This window comes from Streptomyces sp. HUAS MG91, from assembly GCF_040529335.1.
In the GTDB taxonomy this organism is placed as follows: domain Bacteria; phylum Actinomycetota; class Actinomycetes; order Streptomycetales; family Streptomycetaceae; genus Streptomyces; species Streptomyces tabacisoli.
The window spans coordinates 6,232,643-6,252,460 of sequence record NZ_CP159534.1; the positions used below are offsets into that span (position 1 = coordinate 6,232,643).

The following is a 19,818-nucleotide window of genomic DNA, read 5'->3' on the forward strand; positions in this document are numbered from 1 at the left end:
GACCCGTACCGCGGCGGCCGTGGTCAGGGTGGCAGTCGGGTGACTGCTATCCTGACTCACGGCCGTTTGTGTACGCGCCCCCGGCAGCACGCTGGGGACAGCGCCCAGCGAGCCTCGCCTCCCGAGTTACGGAAGCTCCCCTGAGACTGAGACCAGGGGCACTCGGTGGCGCTCAAGAATCTACGAGGAGTAAGCGTGGCACTCGACACCGCTACGAAGAAGCAGATCATCGACGAGTTCGGCCAGAAGGAGGGCGACACCGGCTCCCCCGAGGTCCAGGTCGCCATGCTCTCCCGCCGCATCTCGGACCTGACCGAGCACCTCAAGACCCACAAGCACGACCACCACTCGCGTCGTGGTCTGCTGATCCTGGTCGGTCAGCGTCGCCGCCTGCTGCAGTACCTGGCCAAGAAGGACATCCAGCGCTTCCGTGCCCTGGTCGAGCGCCTCGGCATCCGCCGCGGTGCGGCCGGCGCCCGCTAAGACGCTGTGAAAGGGAGCGGTTCCCGTCTGAGGGGGCCGCTCCCTTTGCTGTACGTGCGTACTGTCGCCCTCGCTTTGTAGTCTGGTGACGTACGACCCCGAAGAAGAACGAGGAGAGGCGCGGTCGAGCCGCCGCCGGTCCTCGGTAGTGGCCCCCGGAGACGCAAGAGGATCCCCGGGTGCTTCGATCGAAGACCGGCCCGCACCCACGGCGCGCTTCTCCACTCCGTCCCCCTGCCACACGGGCAGAGAGGGACAAAAGACGTAACAGACGAAAGTAACGGAGAAAACGCTAGTGGAGAACGAGACCCACTACGCCGAGGCCGTCATTGACAACGGCTCCTTCGGCACCCGCACCATCCGCTTCGAGACGGGCCGTCTGGCCCGCCAGGCCGCCGGCTCCGCCGTCGCCTACCTCGACGACGACACCATGGTGCTCTCGGCCACCTCGGCCTCGAAGAACCCCAAGGACAACCTCGACTTCTTCCCCCTCACGGTGGACGTCGAGGAGCGGCAGTACGCCGCCGGCAAGATCCCCGGCAGCTTCTTCCGCCGCGAGGGCCGCCCCTCCGAGGACGCCATCCTCACCTGCCGCCTGATCGACCGCCCGCTGCGCCCGTCCTTCAAGAAGGGCCTGCGCAACGAGATCCAGGTCGTCGCCACGATCATGGCGCTCAACCCCGACCACCTGTACGACGTCGTGGCGATCAACGCCGCGTCCGCGTCGACGCAGCTGGCCGGTCTGCCCTTCTCCGGCCCGGTCGGCGGCGTCCGCGTCGCGCTGATCAACGGCCAGTGGGTCGCGTTCCCGACGCACACCGAGCTCGAGGACGCCGTCTTCGACATGGTCGTCGCCGGTCGCGTCCTGGAGGACGGCGACGTCGCGATCATGATGGTCGAGGCCGAGGCCACCGACAAGACCATCAAGCTGGTCGAGGGCGGCGCCGAGGCGCCCACCGAGGAGGTCGTCGCCGCCGGCCTCGACGCCGCGAAGCCCTTCATCAAGGTCCTCTGCAAGGCCCAGTCGGACCTCGCCGCGAAGGCCGCCAAGCCGACCGCCGAGTTCCCGATCTTCCTGGACTACCAGGACGACGTGCTCGAGGCCCTGACCGCCGCGGTCAAGACCGAGCTGTCCGCCGCCCTCACCATCCCGGGCAAGCAGGACCGCGAGGCCGAGCTGGACCGCGTCAAGGGTCTGGCCGCCGAGAAGCTCCTCCCGGAGTTCGAGGGCCGCGAGAAGGAGATCTCCGCCGCGTACCGCTCGCTGACCAAGTCCCTGGTCCGTGAGCGCGTCATCAAGGAGAAGAAGCGCATCGACGGCCGCGGTGTCACCGACATCCGCACCCTGGCCGCCGAGGTCGAGGCCATCCCGCGCGTGCACGGCTCCGCCCTGTTCGAGCGCGGCGAGACCCAGATCCTGGGCGTCACCACGCTGAACATGCTGCGCATGGAGCAGCAGCTGGACACCCTCTCCCCGGTGACCCGCAAGCGCTACATGCACAACTACAACTTCCCGCCGTACTCCGTCGGTGAGACGGGCCGCGTCGGCTCCCCGAAGCGCCGCGAGATCGGCCACGGCGCGCTCGCCGAGCGCGCGATCGTGCCGGTCCTGCCGACGCGCGAGGAGTTCCCCTACGCGATCCGCCAGGTCTCCGAGGCGCTGGGCTCCAACGGCTCGACGTCCATGGGCTCGGTCTGCGCCTCGACCATGTCGCTGCTGAACGCCGGTGTGCCGCTGAAGGCCCCCGTCGCCGGTATCGCCATGGGCCTGATCTCGCAGGAGATCAAGGGCGAGACGCACTACGTCGCCCTCACCGACATCCTCGGTGCCGAGGACGCGTTCGGTGACATGGACTTCAAGGTCGCCGGTACCAAGGACTTCGTCACGGCCCTCCAGCTGGACACGAAGCTCGACGGCATCCCGGCCTCCGTCCTGGCCGCCGCCCTCAAGCAGGCCCGCGACGCCCGCCTCCACATCCTCGACGTGATGATGGAAGCGATCGACGTCCCGGACGAGATGTCCCCGAACGCCCCGCGGATCATCACGGTCAAGATCCCCGTGGACAAGATCGGTGAGGTCATCGGCCCGAAGGGCAAGATGATCAACCAGATCCAGGAGGACACCGGCGCCGACATCACGATCGAGGACGACGGCACCATCTACATCGGTGCCGCCGACGGCCCGGCCGCCGAGGCCGCCCGCGCCACGATCAACGGCATCGCCAACCCGACCATGCCGGAGGTCGGCGAGCGCTACCTGGGCACCGTCGTGAAGACGACGACCTTCGGTGCGTTCGTGTCCCTGCTCCCGGGCAAGGACGGTCTGCTGCACATCTCGCAGATCCGCAAGCTCGCCGGCGGCAAGCGCGTGGAGAACGTCGAGGACGTCCTCGGTGTGGGCCAGAAGGTCCAGGTCGAGATCGCCGAGATCGACTCCCGCGGCAAGCTCTCCCTGATCCCCGTGGTCGAGGGCGAGGACGACGCAGACAAGAAGGACGACGCCGACAAGTGACGTCCCGTAGCACCACGACGACGGCCCGCACCTCCTCGGAGGGGCGGGCCGTCGCCCGTACCCAAACCCTGATCAAGGGCGAGAACGGCATCGGAACCGTCCGCAGGACCACCCTTCCGGGCGGCCTGCGCGTCGTCACCGAGACCCTGCCCTCCGTCCGCTCGGCGACCTTCGGCATCTGGGCCCACGTCGGCTCGCGCGACGAGACACCGACGCTGAACGGCGCGACGCACTACCTGGAGCACCTGCTCTTCAAGGGCACCTCCCGCAGGAGCGCGCTGGACATCTCGGCGGCCGTCGACGCCGTCGGCGGCGAGATGAACGCGTTCACGGCGAAGGAGTACACGTGCTACTACGCGCGCGTGCTCGACACCGACCTGCCCCTCGCCATCGACGTCGTCTGCGACATGCTGACCGGCTCCCTCATCGAGGAGGAGGACGTCGACGCGGAGCGCGGCGTGATCCTCGAGGAGATCGCCATGACCGAGGACGACGCGGGCGACGTCGTGCACGACCTGTTCGCGCACACCATGCTCGGCGACACGCCCCTCGGCCGCCCGGTCCTCGGCACCCCCGACACGATCAACGCGCTGAGCCGCGGCCAGATCGCCCGCTTCTACCGCAGGCACTACGACCCGACCCACCTGGTCGTGGCCGCGGCCGGCAACGTCGACCACAACAAGGTCGTGCGCCAGGTCCGCGCCGCCTTCGAGAAGGCGGGCGCGCTCACCGGCTCCGCCGCGCCGCTCGGCCCGCGCACCGGCCGCAAGACCCTGCGCGCGGCCGGCCGGATGGAACTGCTCGGCCGCAAGACCGAGCAGGCCCACGTCATCCTCGGCATGCCGGGCCTGGCCCGCACCGACGACCGCCGCTGGGCCATGGGCGTCCTCAACACGGCGCTCGGCGGCGGCATGTCCTCGCGCCTCTTCCAGGAGGTCCGCGAGAAGCGCGGCCTGGCCTACAGCGTGTACTCGTACACCTCGTCGTTCGCCGACTGCGGCCTGTTCGGCGTGTACGCGGGCTGCCGCCCGAACCAGGTGCACGACGTCCTGAAGATCTGCCGCGACGAGCTCGACCAGGTGGCCCAGCACGGCCTCACCGACGACGAGCTGACCCGTGCCGTCGGCCAGCTCAAGGGCTCCACGGTCCTCGGCCTGGAGGACACCGGCGCGCTGATGAACCGTATCGGCAAGAGCGAGCTGTGCTGGGGCGAGCACATGTCGGTCGACGACATGCTGGCCCGCATCTCCGAGGTGACCCCGGACGAGGTGCGCGAGGTGGCCCGCGAGATCCTGGGACAGCGCCCGTCGCTGTCGGTGATAGGCCCGCTCAAGGACAAGCAGGCGGCACGCCTCCACGAGGCCGTCGCGTAACCCCTCGGCACGCCCCATCGCATGTAAGGAACTGGAAGAACATGAGCAAGCTGCGCGTGGCGGTCCTCGGAGCCAAGGGCCGCATCGGCTCCGAGGCGGTGCGTGCCGTCGAGGCCGCCGAGGACATGGAGCTGGTCGCGGCCCTCGGCCGCGGCGACAAGCTGGACACGCTCGTCGAGTCCGGCGCCCAGGTCGTGGTCGAGCTGACCACGCCCGACTCGGTGATGGAGAACCTGGAGTTCGCGGTCGGCCACGGCATGCACGCCGTCGTCGGCACGACGGGCTGGACCGAGGACCGTCTCGCGCAGCTGAACTCCTGGCTCGCGGCCTCCCCGCGGACCGGCGTCCTGATCGCCCCGAACTTCTCCATCGGCGCGGTCCTGACGATGAAGTTCGCCGAGGTGGCGGCCCCGTACTTCGAGTCGGTCGAGGTCATCGAGCTGCACCACCCGAAGAAGGTCGACGCGCCCTCGGGCACCGCCTCCCGCACGGCCCAGCTGATCGCGGCGGCCCGCGCGAAGGCGGGCAGCGCGCCCGCGCCGGACGCGACGCGGACGGCGCTCGACGGCGCCCGCGGCGCGGACGTCGACGGCGTCCCCGTCCACTCGGTCCGCCTGCGCGGCCTCCTCGCCCACCAGGAGGTCCTGCTCGGCGCCGAGGGCGAGACCCTCACCATCCGCCACGACTCGCTGCACCACAGCAGCTTCATGCCGGGCATCCTCCTGGGCGCCCGCAAGGTCGTGTCGGCCCCCGGCCTCACCTTCGGCCTGGAACACTTCCTCGACCTGAACGGCTGACCTGCGGCAATGCGCGCGAAAATCACGTACGCCATCACGGCGGCGGTCCTGGTCGTCTACTTCGTCCTGGCCGGCGACCGCGGCATCATGCTGATCCAGCAGGGCACGCTGCTCACGGTCACCTTCGGGATCGCGGTACTGATCCTGCCCGTGATCGGCATCTGGTTCCTGTGGGCGAACACCCAGTTCGTCCGCAAGGCCAACCGTCTCGCCGAACTCCTGGAGGCCGAGGGCGGCCTGCCCGTCGACGAACTCCGCCGGGACGGCTACGGCCGCATCGACCGCGACTCGGCCGACGAGGTCTTCGCCCGGCGCAAGGCCGAGACCGAGGACGCGCCGGGGGACTGGCGCTGCTGGTTCCGGCTCGCGGTCGCCTACCGCGACGCCCGCGACACCCCTCGCGCCCGCAAAGCGATGCAGCGCGCGATCGCCCTCCAGGAGGGCCGCACGCTCAGCACCTGAGGCACGCGAAGGGGCCCGCCGAGATCACGATCGTCTCGACGGGCCCCTTCGCCGTACGTCCCTCAGCTCTGCGGCCGGTACTCCTCGGTCCACACCTCGATGCTGTCGGCGGCGCGGTCGAACGCCGTGGACCGCCCGAGGAAGTCGGCTCCGTGACTGGTGAGCAGCGTCGTCTGCTCACCCTGCCGGTCCCGCCGTACGAGCACCAGGGCCTGCCCCTGGACCGTGCGGGGCAGCCCCAGCCAGCGCACCGGCTGCTGCACCGTGCGAGCGGCCACGACCTGCGCCCAGGGCGCCGTGCGCGTCTGGAGGAACCCGACGTGGCGCAGTCCGCGCGCGCTCACCCAGGTGCCCATCCGCAGCAGTCGCAGGGCGGCGGTGATGATCAGCACCGCGAGCACCCCGCACACGGTCGCGGCGGCGACGTCACCGGCCACGGCGATGATCACGGCTGCGAAGAGCACGTACGACGCCAGCAGCAGAAGAAGCGCCGCCGCGCCGACCCGGTACGGACCCGGGCGGTACGGGCGGCGCCACTGGTCCCGGTCGTCGAAGGGCAGCGCGACATCCGCGGCCTCGTCGAATGCACGGTCGGCCGTCAGGAAGGGCAGGGGCACGACGGGTCCTCACTCGATCCACGCTGGTCTTGGGCTGTGCCCGGTGAGGCTACCCAGGCCGAGCGGGCCCTTCCACTTCAGGGGGTCCGGACGAGTAAGGGACGCGCCACGAGCGACTCAGCGCCCGTCCGACGCCTCGGACTGCTGGACGTGCTGTGTGGACTGGTCGGCGGACAGCGCCGGCATCCCGAACAACAGGGAGCCGGCGATCCCGGCGACGACGGTCAGCCCGACCAGCCAACGGCCGGCGAGCTGACCTGCGGAGGGACGCTCACGCGCAGGCGGCGTGACGTTACTGCGGAACTTGTCGGCTTCGGCGATGAAGGCGAAGGGAACGGGTTCGCGCCGACGGAACATGGGTGCTGCTTCTCCTCAAGAGGTTCGAACTAAGTGTGTTCATCTACACAGACGTGCGCCTGCCCCAAATGGTGCCGTCAATCGCCAAATTCACTGAAGTTTTTTCCTGTTCCACGCGGAACAGGGCCAGACCGGGCGAATGCCGCGTTGTCGGTGGCGGCCCGTAGAGTGGGCGCCGCCCGACCGTAGTGATGGGAAGGACCCCCCGAGCCGTGACCGAAACCCCTGTTGAAGACCTCAAGCCGACGTTCCGTGGCGATGTCACCGTGGAGCTGGTGAAGCACACCGCCAGCGACTCGGACGTGCTGTTCGCGGCCCGCGTCTCCACCGTAGGCGAGCAGTCCTTGGACGAGCTGTCCAAGGATCCTGCCCGCTCCAAGGGGCTCATCAACTACCTGATGCGCGACCGGCACGGCAGCCCGTTCGAGCACAACTCGATGACGTTCCTGATCAGCGCGCCGATCTTCGTCTTCCGGGAGTTCATGCGGCACCGCGTGGGCTGGTCGTACAACGAGGAGTCGGGCCGGTACAGGGAGCTCCAGCCGGTCTTCTACGTCCCGGACGCCGACCGCAAGCTGGTCCAGGAGGGCCGCCCGGGCAAGTACGAGTTCGTCGAGGGCACCCAGGCGCAGCAGGAGCTGACCGCCCGCTGCATGGAGGACTCGTACCGCCAGGCGTACGAGGCGTACCAGGAGATGCTGGCGGCGGGCGTGGCCCGCGAGGTGGCCCGCGCGGTGCTCCCGGTCGGCCTGTTCTCGTCCATGTACGCGACGTGCAACGCGCGCTCGCTGATGCACTTCCTCGGCCTGCGCACCCAGCACGAGCTGGCCAAGGTCCCGTCCTTCCCGCAGCGGGAGATCGAGATGGTCGGCGAGAAGATGGAGGCGGAGTGGGCGGCGCTCATGCCGCTCACCTACGCGGCGTTCAATGCCAACGGCCGCGTGGCGCCGTAGACCTGAGCAGGCCCCGGGCCAGCGGCCGGAGCACACATGTACGGATCAGCTGACCGAAGTGTCCGTATTGCGGCATTTCATAAAGTTCATCTAGCCTGATCAAACGGACCCGGCACTGCTTGAACCCCCGAGCAGGCAGTGCCGGGCTCCTCCTTTGTTGTGACTTGTCGCATCCCCCGAGGGGGGACCCGGTGCTGAGCAGCGAGTAGCGTGTTACCCATGGCTCCGACCTCGACTCCGCAGACCCCCTTCGGGAGGGTCCTCACCGCCATGGTCACGCCCTTCACGGCGGACGGCGCACTCGACCTCGACGGCGCGCAGCGGCTCGCCGCCCACCTGGTGGACGCAGGCAACGACGGCCTGATCGTCAACGGCACCACCGGCGAGTCCCCGACCACCAGCGACGCGGAGAAATCGAATCTCGTACGAGCCATCGTCGAAGCGGTCGGCGACCGCGCCCACGTCGTCGCCGGAGTCGGCACGAACGACACCCGCCACAGCATCGAGCTCGCCCGCCAGGCCCAGCAGGCCGGCGCCCACGGCCTCCTCACGGTGACGCCGTACTACAACAAGCCCCCGCAGGAGGGCCTGCTCCGCCACTTCACGGCGATCGCGGACGCGACCGAGCTCCCCGTGATGCTGTACGACATCCCGGGCCGCAGCGGCGTGCCGATCAACACGGAGACGATCGTCCGTCTGGCCGAACATCCGCGGATCGTCGCGAACAAGGACGCCAAGGGCGACCTCGGCCGCGCCTCCTGGACGATCGCCCGCTCGGGCCTGCCCTGGTACTCCGGCGACGACATGCTCAACCTGCCGCTGCTGTCCGTGGGCGCCGTCGGCTTCGTCTCCGTCGTCGGCCACGTGGTGGCCCCGGAACTGCGCGCCATGCTCGATGCCTACGTATCGGGTGACGTGCACAAGGCCACGGAGATCCACCAGAAGCTGCTCCCGGTCTTCACCGGCATGTTCCGCACCCAGGGCGTCATCACGACCAAGGCCGCGCTGGCCCTCCAGGGACTGCCCGGCGGACCCCTGCGACTGCCCCTCGTCGAACTCACTCCTGATGAAACGGCGCAGCTCAAGATCGATCTTGCTGCCGGCGGGGTACAGCTTTAACCACAGACTTGGCAAAGCTCCACAACTGAATCAACAGAACAAGCAGAACAAACAGCTACATCTCAGGCATCACCACAACTGCTACTGCACGAACGTCACGCGCGCCACGTGCCTCCAGGCACGTGGCGCGCGTGGTGAGGAGAGTCTTTTGAGTCATCCGCATCCTGAACTCGGCGCCCCGCCGAAGCTCCCGAAGGGCGGCCTGCGTGTCACCCCGCTCGGCGGCCTCGGTGAGATCGGGCGCAACATGACCGTCTTCGAATTCGACGGCCGTCTGCTGATCGTCGACTGCGGAGTGCTCTTCCCCGAGGAGGAGCAGCCCGGAATCGACCTGATCCTGCCGGACTTCTCGTCCATCAGGGACCGCCTCGACGACATCGAGGGCATCGTCCTCACGCACGGCCACGAGGACCACATCGGCGGCGTCCCCTACCTCCTCCGCGAGAAGCCGGACATCCCGCTGATCGGCTCCAAGCTGACCCTCGCGCTGATCGAGGCGAAGCTCCAGGAGCACCGCATCCGCCCGTACACGCTCGAAGTCGCCGAGGGCGACCGCGAGCGCCTGGGCCCCTTCGACTGCGAGTTCGTCGCGGTCAACCACTCGATCCCGGACGCGCTGGCCGTCGCCATCCGCACCCCGGCGGGCATGGTCGTCCACACCGGCGACTTCAAGATGGACCAGCTGCCGCTGGACCGTCGCCTCACCGACCTGCCGACGTTCGCGCGACTCGGCGAAGAGGGCATGGACCTTCTTCTCTCCGACTCGACGAACGCCGAGGTCCCGGGCTTCGTCCCGCCCGAGCGCGACATCTCGAACGTGATCCGCGGTGTCTTCGCCGGCGCCCAGAAGCGCATCATCGTGGCGTCCTTCGCCAGTCACGTCCACCGCATCCAGCAGATTCTGGACGCGGCCCACGAGTACGGCCGCAGGGTCGCCTTCGTCGGCCGCTCGATGGTCCGCAACATGGGCATCGCGCGGGACCTCGGCTATCTGAAGGTCCCCGCCGGTCTGGTCGTCGACGTCAAGACGCTCGACGACCTTCCGGACAGCGAGGTCGTCCTGGTCTGCACGGGCTCCCAGGGCGAGCCGATGGCCGCCCTCTCCCGGATGGCCAACCGCGACCACCAGATCCGCATCGTCTCCGGCGACACGGTGATCCTGGCGTCGTCGCTGATCCCGGGCAACGAGAACGCGGTCTACCGCGTGATCAACGGCCTGACCCGCTGGGGCGCGAACGTCGTCCACAAGGGCAACGCCAAGGTGCACGTCTCGGGCCACGCGTCCGCGGGCGAGCTCCTGTACTTCTACAACATCTGCAAGCCCAAGAACCTGATGCCGGTCCACGGCGAATGGCGCCACCTGCGCGCCAACGCCGAACTGGGCGCCCTCACCGGCGTCCCGCACGACCGCATCGTGATCGCCGAGGACGGCGTCGTCGTCGACCTGGTCGACGGCAAGGCCAAGATCGTGGGCAAGGTCCAGGCGGGCTACGTCTACGTGGACGGTCTCTCCGTCGGTGACGTGGGCGAGCCGGCCCTGAAGGACCGCAAGATCCTCGGGGACGAGGGCATCATCTCGGTCTTCGTGGTGGTGGACTCCAGCACCGGCAAGATCACCAGTGGCCCGAACATCCAGGCCCGCGGATCCGGCATCGAGGACTCGGCGTTCAACGCCGTGGTCCCGAGGATCCAGGACGTGCTGGAGAAGTCGGCCCAGGACGGCGTCGTCGAGCCCCACCAGCTGCAGCAGCTCATCCGCCGCACGCTGGGCAAGTGGGTCTCGGACACCTACCGCCGGCGCCCGATGATCCTCCCGGTCGTCGTCGAGGTCTGAAGCACCTAAGGAGCGGGGCGCCTCGATTTGCATCGAGGCGCCCCGCTCCAGTACGTTTACGGCTCCGCCTGAGGGGAACCCGACGCAGTTACGTGCTGGGATCGCTTCCTCGACAGAGGCGGAAATTCCGACTCAGAATCTCTGATAAAGTCGGTTCAGCCGAAAGGCAAAGGCCCTCCAACGGCCACCGGAAACAAATTCGGACCGGAAACGGAACGGAAAAAGGATCTGGTAAGGTTGGAAACACGAAATACCGAAGGGAAGCGCCCGGAGGAAAGCCCGAGAGGGTGAGTACAAAGGAAGCGTCCGTTCCTTGAGAACTCAACAGCGTGCCAAAAATCAACGCCAGATATGTTGATACCCCGTCTCTCTGAGACGAGGTTCCTTTGTAAAAACACAGCGAGGACGCTGTGAACCGGGAGATTATTCCTCTTCCGGTTCCGCTCTCGTGGTGTCACCCCGATGACGGGGAAACATTCACGGAGAGTTTGATCCTGGCTCAGGACGAACGCTGGCGGCGTGCTTAACACATGCAAGTCGAACGATGAAGCCCTTCGGGGTGGATTAGTGGCGAACGGGTGAGTAACACGTGGGCAATCTGCCCTTCACTCTGGGACAAGCCCTGGAAACGGGGTCTAATACCGGATACCACTCCTTCTCGCATGGGAAGGGGTTGAAAGCTCCGGCGGTGAAGGATGAGCCCGCGGCCTATCAGCTTGTTGGTGAGGTAGTGGCTCACCAAGGCGACGACGGGTAGCCGGCCTGAGAGGGCGACCGGCCACACTGGGACTGAGACACGGCCCAGACTCCTACGGGAGGCAGCAGTGGGGAATATTGCACAATGGGCGAAAGCCTGATGCAGCGACGCCGCGTGAGGGATGACGGCCTTCGGGTTGTAAACCTCTTTCAGCAGGGAAGAAGCGAAAGTGACGGTACCTGCAGAAGAAGCGCCGGCTAACTACGTGCCAGCAGCCGCGGTAATACGTAGGGCGCAAGCGTTGTCCGGAATTATTGGGCGTAAAGAGCTCGTAGGCGGCTTGTCGCGTCGGTTGTGAAAGCCCGGGGCTTAACCCCGGGTCTGCAGTCGATACGGGCAGGCTAGAGTGTGGTAGGGGAGATCGGAATTCCTGGTGTAGCGGTGAAATGCGCAGATATCAGGAGGAACACCGGTGGCGAAGGCGGATCTCTGGGCCATTACTGACGCTGAGGAGCGAAAGCGTGGGGAGCGAACAGGATTAGATACCCTGGTAGTCCACGCCGTAAACGGTGGGAACTAGGTGTTGGCGACATTCCACGTCGTCGGTGCCGCAGCTAACGCATTAAGTTCCCCGCCTGGGGAGTACGGCCGCAAGGCTAAAACTCAAAGGAATTGACGGGGGCCCGCACAAGCAGCGGAGCATGTGGCTTAATTCGACGCAACGCGAAGAACCTTACCAAGGCTTGACATACACCGGAAACGTCTGGAGACAGGCGCCCCCTTGTGGTCGGTGTACAGGTGGTGCATGGCTGTCGTCAGCTCGTGTCGTGAGATGTTGGGTTAAGTCCCGCAACGAGCGCAACCCTTGTTCTGTGTTGCCAGCATGCCCTTCGGGGTGATGGGGACTCACAGGAGACCGCCGGGGTCAACTCGGAGGAAGGTGGGGACGACGTCAAGTCATCATGCCCCTTATGTCTTGGGCTGCACACGTGCTACAATGGCCGATACAATGAGCTGCGATACCGCAAGGTGGAGCGAATCTCAAAAAGTCGGTCTCAGTTCGGATTGGGGTCTGCAACTCGACCCCATGAAGTTGGAGTTGCTAGTAATCGCAGATCAGCATTGCTGCGGTGAATACGTTCCCGGGCCTTGTACACACCGCCCGTCACGTCACGAAAGTCGGTAACACCCGAAGCCGGTGGCCCAACCCCTTGTGGGAGGGAGCTGTCGAAGGTGGGACTGGCGATTGGGACGAAGTCGTAACAAGGTAGCCGTACCGGAAGGTGCGGCTGGATCACCTCCTTTCTAAGGAGCATCTAGGCCGCCAAACATTGTTTGGTGGTCCAGGGCCATTACGTCGGCAAACGTTCGACGGTGGTTGCTCATGGGTGGAACGTTGATTATTCGGCACGATCGGTTGTCTTTCACTAGTACTGCTTCGGCGTGGAACGTGAGGAGAGAACGGGTCGTGTCGGGCACGCTGTTGGGTATCTGAGGGTACGGATTTGATCCCGACCTCAATGCCGGCCCCGGTAAAAATCTGCTTCGGTGGGTTGTGACGGGTGGTTGGTCGTTGTTTGAGAACTGCACAGTGGACGCGAGCATCTGTGGCCAAGTTTTTAAGGGCGCACGGTGGATGCCTTGGCACCAGGAACCGATGAAGGACGTGGGAGGCCACGATAGTCCCCGGGGAGTCGTCAACCAGGCTTTGATCCGGGGGTTTCCGAATGGGGAAACCCGGCAGTCGTCATGGGCTGTCACCCGCTGCTGAACACATAGGCAGTGTGGAGGGAACGCGGGGAAGTGAAACATCTCAGTACCCGCAGGAAGAGAAAACAACCGTGATTCCGGGAGTAGTGGCGAGCGAAACTGGATGAGGCCAAACCTCAAGCGTGTGAGACCCGGCAGGGGTTGCGCTTGGGGGGTTGTGGGATCTCTCTTTTACAGTCTGCCGGCTGTGAGACGAGTCAGAAACCGTTGATGTAGGCGAAGGACATGCGAAAGGTCCGGCGTAGAGGGTAAGACCCCCGTAGTCGAAACATCAGCGGCTCGTTTGAGAGACACCCAAGTAGCACGGGGCCCGAGAAATCCCGTGTGAATCTGGCGGGACCACCCGTTAAGCCTAAATATTCCCTGGTGACCGATAGCGGATAGTACCGTGAGGGAATGGTGAAAAGTACCGCGGGAGCGGAGTGAAATAGTACCTGAAACCGTGTGCCTACAAGCCGTGGGAGCGTCGCGCAAGGAACTTGTTCCTTGCGTCGTGACTGCGTGCCTTTTGAAGAATGAGCCTGCGAGTTTGCGGTGTGTTGCGAGGTTAACCCGTGTGGGGAAGCCGTAGCGAAAGCGAGTCCGAATAGGGCGATATAGTAGCGCGCTCAAGACCCGAAGCGGAGTGATCTAGCCATGGGCAGGTTGAAGCGGAGGTAAGACTTCGTGGAGGACCGAACCCACCAGGGTTGAAAACCTGGGGGATGACCTGTGGTTAGGGGTGAAAGGCCAATCAAACTCCGTGATAGCTGGTTCTCCCCGAAATGCATTTAGGTGCAGCGTCGTGTGTTTCTTGCCGGAGGTAGAGCACTGGATAGGCGATGGGCCCTACCGGGTTACTGACCTTAGCCAAACTCCGAATGCCGGTAAGTGAGAGCACGGCAGTGAGACTGTGGGGGATAAGCTCCATGGTCGAGAGGGAAACAGCCCAGAGCATCGACTAAGGCCCCTAAGCGTACGCTAAGTGGGAAAGGATGTGGAGTCGCAGAGACAACCAGGAGGTTGGCTTAGAAGCAGCCACCCTTGAAAGAGTGCGTAATAGCTCACTGGTCTAGTGATTCCGCGCCGACAATGTAGCGGGGCTCAAGCGTACCGCCGAAGTCGTGTCATTGCAGCAAATAGCCCCAACGGGTGCTGTGATGGGTAGGGGAGCGTCGTGTGCCGGGTGAAGCAGCGCCGGAAGGCAGTTGTGGACGGTTCACGAGTGAGAATGCAGGCATGAGTAGCGATACAAACGTGAGAAACGTTTGCGCCGATTGACTAAGGGTTCCTGGGTCAAGCTGATCTGCCCAGGGTAAGTCGGGACCTAAGGCGAGGCCGACAGGCGTAGTCGATGGATAACCGGTTGATATTCCGGTACCCGCTGTGAAGCGTCAAACATCGAATCCAGTGATGCTAAGGCCGTGAAGCCGTTCCGGACCCTTCGGGGGAAGGAAAGTGGTGGAGCCGCCGGCCCAAGTTGGTAGTAGGTGAGTGATGGGGTGACGCAGGAAGGTAGTCCATCCCGGGCGGTGGTTGTCCCGGGGTAAGGGTGTAGGACGTGATCTAGGTAAATCCGGGTCACACATAGTCTGAGACCTGATGCCGAGCCGATTGTGGTGAAGTGGATGATCCTATGCTGTCGAGAAAAGCCTCTAGCGAGTTTCATGGCGGCCCGTACCCTAAACCGACTCAGGTGGTCAGGTAGAGAATACCGAGGCGTTCGGGTGAACTATGGTTAAGGAACTCGGCAAAATGCCCCCGTAACTTCGGGAGAAGGGGGCCACACCTGGTGATCACTCTTGCAGTGTGAGCTGGGGGTGGCCGCAGAGACCAGCGAGAAGCGACTGTTTACTAAAAACACAGGTCCGTGCGAAGCCGTAAGGCGATGTATACGGACTGACGCCTGCCCGGTGCTGGAACGTTAAGGGGACCGGTTAGTGCACTTTCGGGTGTGCGAAGCTGAGAACTTAAGCGCCAGTAAACGGCGGTGGTAACTATAACCATCCTAAGGTAGCGAAATTCCTTGTCGGGTAAGTTCCGACCTGCACGAATGGCGTAACGACTTCTCGACTGTCTCAACCATAGGCCCGGTGAAATTGCACTACGAGTAAAGATGCTCGTTTCGCGCAGAAGGACGGAAAGACCCCGGGACCTTTACTACAGTTTGATATTGGTGTTCGGTTCGGCTTGTGTAGGATAGGTGGGAGACTTTGAACCAGCCACGCCAGTGGTTGGGGAGTCGTCGTTGAAATACCACTCTGGTCGTGCTGGATGTCTAACCTCGGTCCGTGATCCGGATCAGGGACAGTGTCTGATGGGTAGTTTAACTGGGGCGGTTGCCTCCCAAAGAGTAACGGAGGCGCCCAAAGGTTCCCTCAGCCTGGTTGGTAATCAGGTGTTGAGTGTAAGTGCACAAGGGAGCTTGACTGTGAGACCGACGGGTCGAGCAGGGACGAAAGTCGGGACTAGTGATCCGGCGGTGGCTTGTGGAAGCGCCGTCGCTCAACGGATAAAAGGTACCCCGGGGATAACAGGCTGATCTTCCCCAAGAGTCCATATCGACGGGATGGTTTGGCACCTCGATGTCGGCTCGTCGCATCCTGGGGCTGGAGTCGGTCCCAAGGGTTGGGCTGTTCGCCCATTAAAGCGGTACGCGAGCTGGGTTTAGAACGTCGTGAGACAGTTCGGTCCCTATCCTCTGTGCGCGTAGGAATATTGAGAAGGGCTGTCCCTAGTACGAGAGGACCGGGACGGACGAACCTCTGGTGTGCCAGTTGTCCTGCCAAGGGCATGGCTGGTTGGCTACGTTCGGGAGGGATAACCGCTGAAAGCATCTAAGCGGGAAGCCTGCTTCGAGATGAGTATTCCCACCCCCTTTGAGGGGTTAAGGCTCCCAGTAGACGACTGGGTTGATAGGCCGGATCTGGAAGCACCGTGAGGTGTGGAGGTGACCGGTACTAATAGGCCGAGGGCTTGTCCTCAGTTGCTCGCGTCCACTGTGTTGGTTCTGAAACCACGAACAACCGTCGTAGCCTTTTGGTCACGGCTCCGGTTGACAGTTTCATAGTGTTTCGGTGGTCATAGCGTGAGGGAAACGCCCGGTTACATTCCGAACCCGGAAGCTAAGCCTTACAGCGCCGATGGTACTGCAGGGGGGACCCTGTGGGAGAGTAGGACGCCGCCGAACTCCTTTTGATAAAGAGCTGGTCCCCGAACCTTTGGTTCGGGGACCAGCTCTTTTTTGTTTTGCTTTACTTGTCGTTCACGTGGCGCGATGACCATTCGGTGCCATGGGCACAGTTGGAATGCTGCAAGCCGCCGGTGTCGGCACCGGTGACGAAGTGATCGTGCCGGCCTACGGCAACCCCGAGGTCGCCGAAGCCGTCGTACAGACAGGCGCCGCTCCCGTCTTCGCGGACATCGACCCCGACACGTACTGCGTCGACCCCGCACACGTCGCCGCGTGCGTGAGCGAGCGGACCGCCGCCGTGGTCGCCGTGCACCGCTTCGGACACCGCGCCGACCTCCAGCGGTTGAAGGGACTCACCCAGCGCCACGGGCTGTTCCTCATGGAACAGGGCGAATCCCGGCTGCCGTTCGAGGAAGTCGGCCGGCGACGCGCGTACGCGGCCTATCTGAACGGGCGGCTCAGCGGGCTGCGGACGCCCGTGGCCGGCGAGGGGCACACCTATCAGCAGTACGTCGTGCGCGTACCCGGCAATGGACGGCCCGACCGGGACGCCTTCGCCCGCGCCCTGCGGAGCAAGGGAGTTGAATGCAGCGTGCCGGTGAAGACGCCGGTGCACCGCATGCCCGCGTTCCGGCGGGACGTGGAGCTGCCCGAGACGGAACGCGCGGCCGACGAAACGCTGGCGCTGCCCCTCGACGCGGAACTGTCCAAGCGGCAGATGCAGCGCGTCGTCTCCGCCTGCAACGCGCTCGGGGGATTGCTGCAACCCGCCTTCTAGCGGAGCCTTCGCGGGCCGTGCGATCGATGGTTCGAAGCGACCTGATCTTCGGGTATGCTTTAACTCGTTGGTGAGCGGGAAACCGCGAAAGCAACAGGCCCCTATAGCTCAGTCGGTAGAGCGTCTCCATGGTAAGGAGAAGGTCAGCGGTTCGATTCCGCTTGGGGGCTCAGGAATTGAAGGCCCCCGCCCTGGAAACAGGGCGGGGGCCTTTTGCCTTTCCCCCGCCCCCCGGCGTCAGTCGTGGTGCAGGCCCGGTACACGCATCGTCAGGATCGCCATGTCGTCGGACGGGGCGTCAGCGGCGAAGCGCTCCACCGCGCGCATGATGCGGGCGGCCACGGCGCCGGCCGTCAGGCCCGTACACGTCGACAGGACTTCGGCGAGACCGTCGTCGCCCAGCATGCGGGTGCCCTCGCGGCGCTCCGTGATGCCGTCCGTGACGCACAGCAGGACATCCCCCGCGTCCAGCGTCATCGTCTGCTCGTACAGCTCCAGATCGTCCATGACACCGAGCAGCGGCTGCGGTTCGGCGAACGGGACGACCGTGCCGTCCTGGCGCAGGCGCAGCGGAAGCGGATGACCGGCGCAGACCATCTTCAGGACCGCCGAGCCGTCCTCCTGCGGCCACAACTCCCCGTAGAGCAGCGTCAGGAAGCGGCTGCGGGCGCCCTCGTCGAGGATCGCCGCGTTCAGCCGCTCCAGGACGGCGGGGCCGCCGAAGCCCTCGCGGGCCAGCAGGCGCAGCGCGTGGCGAGCCAGGCCGGTCACCGCGGCCGCCTCCGGGCCCGTGCCGCAGACGTCGCCGATCGCGAAGCCGTACGCGCCGTCGCGGATCGGGAAGAGATCGTAGAAGTCGCCGCCCACCTCGTTGCCCTCGCCGGCCGCGCGGTAGATGACCTCCACCTCGACGCCGGGGACGTCCGGGAGCTCCGGCGGCAGGAGGCTGCGCTGGAGGGACTGACTGATCGCCATGCGCTCCGAGTACAGGCGGGCGTTGTCGAGCGCCAGGGCCGCCCGGCGGCTCAAGTCCTCGGCCAGCTCCAGGATCTCCTGGCGGAAGTGCTCGTCCGTCGGCTTGCCGAGCGTCAGCATGCCGATGACGCGGTTGCGGGCGACCAGAGGGAGGACCACGGTCTCGCCGCCCACCGCGGACGCCGTGGCCAGAGTGGTGCCGATGCCGGAGGTGACGCTCGTCGGCTCGTTCAGGCCGAGGCTTCTCATCGACGTACGCAGAGCCGCCTGATGGGCCGCCTCCGCGGGGGCCGGCCAGACGCGGGCGCCCGGCGTGGGCACCGGCTCCGGCGGGGCGATCTTGGAGAGGAGCGCCTTGAGACCGTCGATGCGCTCCTCGTCCTCGTGCAGGACGTACGAGAGGTACGGGTCCGAGGCCTGGTCGGCGATCGTGTACACCGCGCACCAGGTCGCCAGCGTCGGCACCGTCATCTGGGCCATCAGCGCCAGCGTCTGGTCGCGGTCGAGCGTGCCGGCCAGCAGGTCGGACGCCTCCACCAGGAAGCTCAGCGAACCGCGGCGCAGCTTCTCCAGCTCGCCGAGGCGGGCCGATTCGACGGCCAGCGCGATGCGGTCCGCCGCGAACTGGAGGCGCAGGGCCTCCTCGTTGGAGTAGCGGTCCGGGGCCTCCGCCGCGACACCGAGCGAGCCGGTCAGGCGGCCCTCGACCTTGAGCGGGACCGTCACCACCGAACGCATGCCCGTACCGTTCAACAGCGGTACCGCGCCCGGCACTTGGGTGAGGTCCTCGTGGACGGCCGGCATGCGTGCCGAGCCGTAGCGGCCGGGGCCGACCTCGACCGGTACGCGCGCGAAGCGCTGACGGGCCGAGGGGAGACCGGTGGAGGCGCGGACCTCGAGCTCCGTCTCGTCGTCGGTCGCGAGGAGCAGGAAGGCCGAGTCGCCGTCGAGCATGTCGCGGGCCCGCTCGACCGTGCGCTGGAGCAGGCCGTCCAGGTCGTCGGGGGCGGGGGAGCCGATGAAGACCTCGAACGGGTCGGAGCCCTGCGTGTCCGGGGTCCCGGTGTCGGGCGCCGGGACGCGCAGCGGTGTCTGCAGCACGGCGCGCTCGTGATCCCGTACGAGCAGGCAGACCGTGGAGGGTTCACCGTCGGTGTCGCGGACCCGCAGATGGGAGGCGTAGACGGGCATGACACGGCCGGTCGCGCCGCGGATGCCGTAGCTGCCCTCCCAGCGCGAGAGCTGGAGCGCGTCGGCGATGCCCGTGCTGGTGCCCGGCGTGTGCGGCCAGGCGGCGAAGTCGGTGAGGGGCTTGCCGGTGACCTGGTCGGCGGGATAGCCGAAAAGGTGCTCCGCGTCCTCGTTCCACGACGTGACCGCGCCGGTCTTGTCGATCTGTACGACGGCGACGCGCACCCGCTCGTCGGCGAGCGGCAGGAGATCCGTGGGGACCACGGGGCCGGCCGCGCGCGTGCCCACCGGGCGCTCCGGCAGGTCGAGTTGGAACCACACCTGCTTGTGCGTGGCCGAATAGTCCACTCCCCAGCGGCCGGCGAGCGCGGCACAGAGCTGGAGACCGCGGCCGCCCTCGCGGTCGGGGCTGCCCATGTTGATCGCCGACGACTGGAGCGGGATCTCCCGTTCCGGATAGCGGTCGGAGACCTCGATGCGGACGTGGTCGTCACTGCGCAGGCACAGGACATCCGCGGACGTGCCCGCGTGCACCACGGCATTCGTCACGAGTTCGCTGGTCAGCACCACGGCGTCGTCGATGATGTCGGCGTAGCCCCACCCCTGGAGGGTGTCGCGCACGAAGGACCGGGCGGTCGCGACGGACCGCCCGACGGGCTCGAAGGTGGCAGCCGCACGCGCGGTGATCACAGAACTCCCTGTACGCGTAGAACTCGATGTACTCGCCG

Annotated in this window: 12 protein-coding genes, 1 tRNA gene and 3 rRNA genes; 13 read left to right on the forward strand and 3 right to left on the reverse strand. The window is 65.8% G+C overall.

The features are described from left to right. Nucleotides 1-195: 195 nt before the first annotated feature. The 5 genes from rpsO to ABII15_RS28430 all read left to right on the forward strand — a co-directional run bounded on the left by rpsO (nucleotide 196) and on the right by ABII15_RS28430 (nucleotide 5,627). Nucleotides 196-483, forward strand: coding sequence for a 30S ribosomal protein S15 (rpsO, locus tag ABII15_RS28410; protein ID WP_351449945.1), 288 nt, complete (start codon nucleotides 196-198; stop codon nucleotides 481-483). Between the two features lie 295 nt (nucleotides 484-778). After that, entirely contained in the window at nucleotides 779-2,995 is a 2,217-nt protein-coding gene (locus ABII15_RS28415) for a polyribonucleotide nucleotidyltransferase (protein ID WP_353945102.1), read from the forward strand. Beyond that, nucleotides 2,992-4,368, forward strand: coding sequence for a pitrilysin family protein (locus ABII15_RS28420; RefSeq protein WP_353945103.1), 1,377 nt, complete (start codon nucleotides 2,992-2,994; stop codon nucleotides 4,366-4,368). Before ABII15_RS28415 ends, ABII15_RS28420 begins: the two co-directional genes overlap by 4 nt. Nucleotides 4,369-4,409: 41 nt before the next feature. After that, entirely contained in the window at nucleotides 4,410-5,165 is a 756-nt protein-coding gene (dapB, locus tag ABII15_RS28425; protein WP_353945104.1) for a 4-hydroxy-tetrahydrodipicolinate reductase, read from the forward strand. Nucleotides 5,166-5,174: 9 nt separating this feature from the next. Then, on the forward strand, nucleotides 5,175-5,627 hold the full coding sequence (locus tag ABII15_RS28430) for a hypothetical protein (RefSeq protein ID WP_353945105.1): 453 nt from the start codon (nucleotides 5,175-5,177) through the stop codon (nucleotides 5,625-5,627). Nucleotides 5,628-5,689: 62 nt separating this feature from the next. Here ABII15_RS28430 and ABII15_RS28435 read toward each other — a convergent pair whose 3' ends face one another. Then, entirely contained in the window at nucleotides 5,690-6,244 is a 555-nt protein-coding gene (locus ABII15_RS28435) for a hypothetical protein (protein WP_353945106.1), read from the reverse strand. A 117-nt stretch (nucleotides 6,245-6,361) separates the two neighbouring features. Further along, nucleotides 6,362-6,601 carry a hypothetical protein gene (locus ABII15_RS28440; protein ID WP_353945107.1) on the reverse strand — a complete coding sequence of 80 codons (240 nt, stop codon included), beginning with the start codon at nucleotides 6,599-6,601 and terminating at the stop codon, nucleotides 6,362-6,364. A gap of 212 nt (nucleotides 6,602-6,813) precedes the next feature. On the opposite strand from ABII15_RS28440, the gene thyX reads away from it, so the two are divergent. The 8 genes from thyX (at nucleotide 6,814) to ABII15_RS28480 (ending at nucleotide 17,094) form a co-directional block, all read left to right on the forward strand. After that, nucleotides 6,814-7,554, forward strand: coding sequence for an FAD-dependent thymidylate synthase (gene thyX, locus ABII15_RS28445; RefSeq protein WP_353945108.1), 741 nt, complete (start codon nucleotides 6,814-6,816; stop codon nucleotides 7,552-7,554). A gap of 219 nt (nucleotides 7,555-7,773) precedes the next feature. Further along, nucleotides 7,774-8,673: a 4-hydroxy-tetrahydrodipicolinate synthase gene (gene dapA / locus ABII15_RS28450; RefSeq protein WP_353945109.1), complete on the forward strand. Its 900-nt coding sequence runs from the start codon at nucleotides 7,774-7,776 to the stop codon at nucleotides 8,671-8,673. A gap of 148 nt (nucleotides 8,674-8,821) precedes the next feature. Further along, nucleotides 8,822-10,507 (forward strand): ribonuclease J, encoded by a 1,686-nt coding sequence (locus tag ABII15_RS28455; RefSeq protein WP_353945110.1) that lies wholly within the window; start codon nucleotides 8,822-8,824, stop codon nucleotides 10,505-10,507. Nucleotides 10,508-10,983: 476 nt separating this feature from the next. After that, nucleotides 10,984-12,509: ribosomal RNA gene (locus ABII15_RS28460) — 16S ribosomal RNA — on the forward strand. 304 nt (nucleotides 12,510-12,813) lie between these two features. Beyond that, nucleotides 12,814-15,937: ribosomal RNA gene (locus ABII15_RS28465) — 23S ribosomal RNA — on the forward strand. Nucleotides 15,938-16,026: 89 nt separating this feature from the next. Beyond that, a 5S ribosomal RNA gene (rrf, locus tag ABII15_RS28470) occupies nucleotides 16,027-16,143 on the forward strand. Together the 16S, 23S and 5S rRNA genes form the textbook arrangement of a ribosomal RNA operon. A 118-nt stretch (nucleotides 16,144-16,261) precedes the next feature. Further along, nucleotides 16,262-16,924: a DegT/DnrJ/EryC1/StrS family aminotransferase gene (locus ABII15_RS28475; RefSeq protein ID WP_353947231.1), complete on the forward strand. Its 663-nt coding sequence runs from the start codon at nucleotides 16,262-16,264 to the stop codon at nucleotides 16,922-16,924. 97 nt (nucleotides 16,925-17,021) lie between these two features. Continuing rightward, nucleotides 17,022-17,094: transfer RNA gene (locus tag ABII15_RS28480), tRNA-Thr, on the forward strand. 67 nt (nucleotides 17,095-17,161) lie between these two features. On the opposite strand, the gene ABII15_RS28485 is transcribed toward ABII15_RS28480, so the two are convergent. After that, complete coding sequence (locus ABII15_RS28485) at nucleotides 17,162-19,780, reverse strand: SpoIIE family protein phosphatase (RefSeq protein WP_353945111.1); 2,619 nt, start codon at nucleotides 19,778-19,780, stop codon at nucleotides 17,162-17,164. Between the last annotated feature and the right edge of the window lie 38 nt (nucleotides 19,781-19,818).

Coding starts and splice junctions, on each gene's coding strand:
- dapB (WP_353945104.1), top strand. CDS start 4,410: ATGAGCAAGCTGCGCGTGGCGGTCCTCGGAGCCAAGGGCCGCATCGGC.
- ABII15_RS28430 (WP_353945105.1), top strand. CDS start 5,175: ATGCGCGCGAAAATCACGTACGCCATCACGGCGGCGGTCCTGGTCGTC.
- ABII15_RS28440 (WP_353945107.1), bottom strand. CDS start 6,601: ATGTTCCGTCGGCGCGAACCCGTTCCCTTCGCCTTCATCGCCGAAGCC.
- dapA (WP_353945109.1), top strand. CDS start 7,774: ATGGCTCCGACCTCGACTCCGCAGACCCCCTTCGGGAGGGTCCTCACC.
- ABII15_RS28475 (WP_353947231.1), top strand. CDS start 16,262: ATGCTGCAAGCCGCCGGTGTCGGCACCGGTGACGAAGTGATCGTGCCG.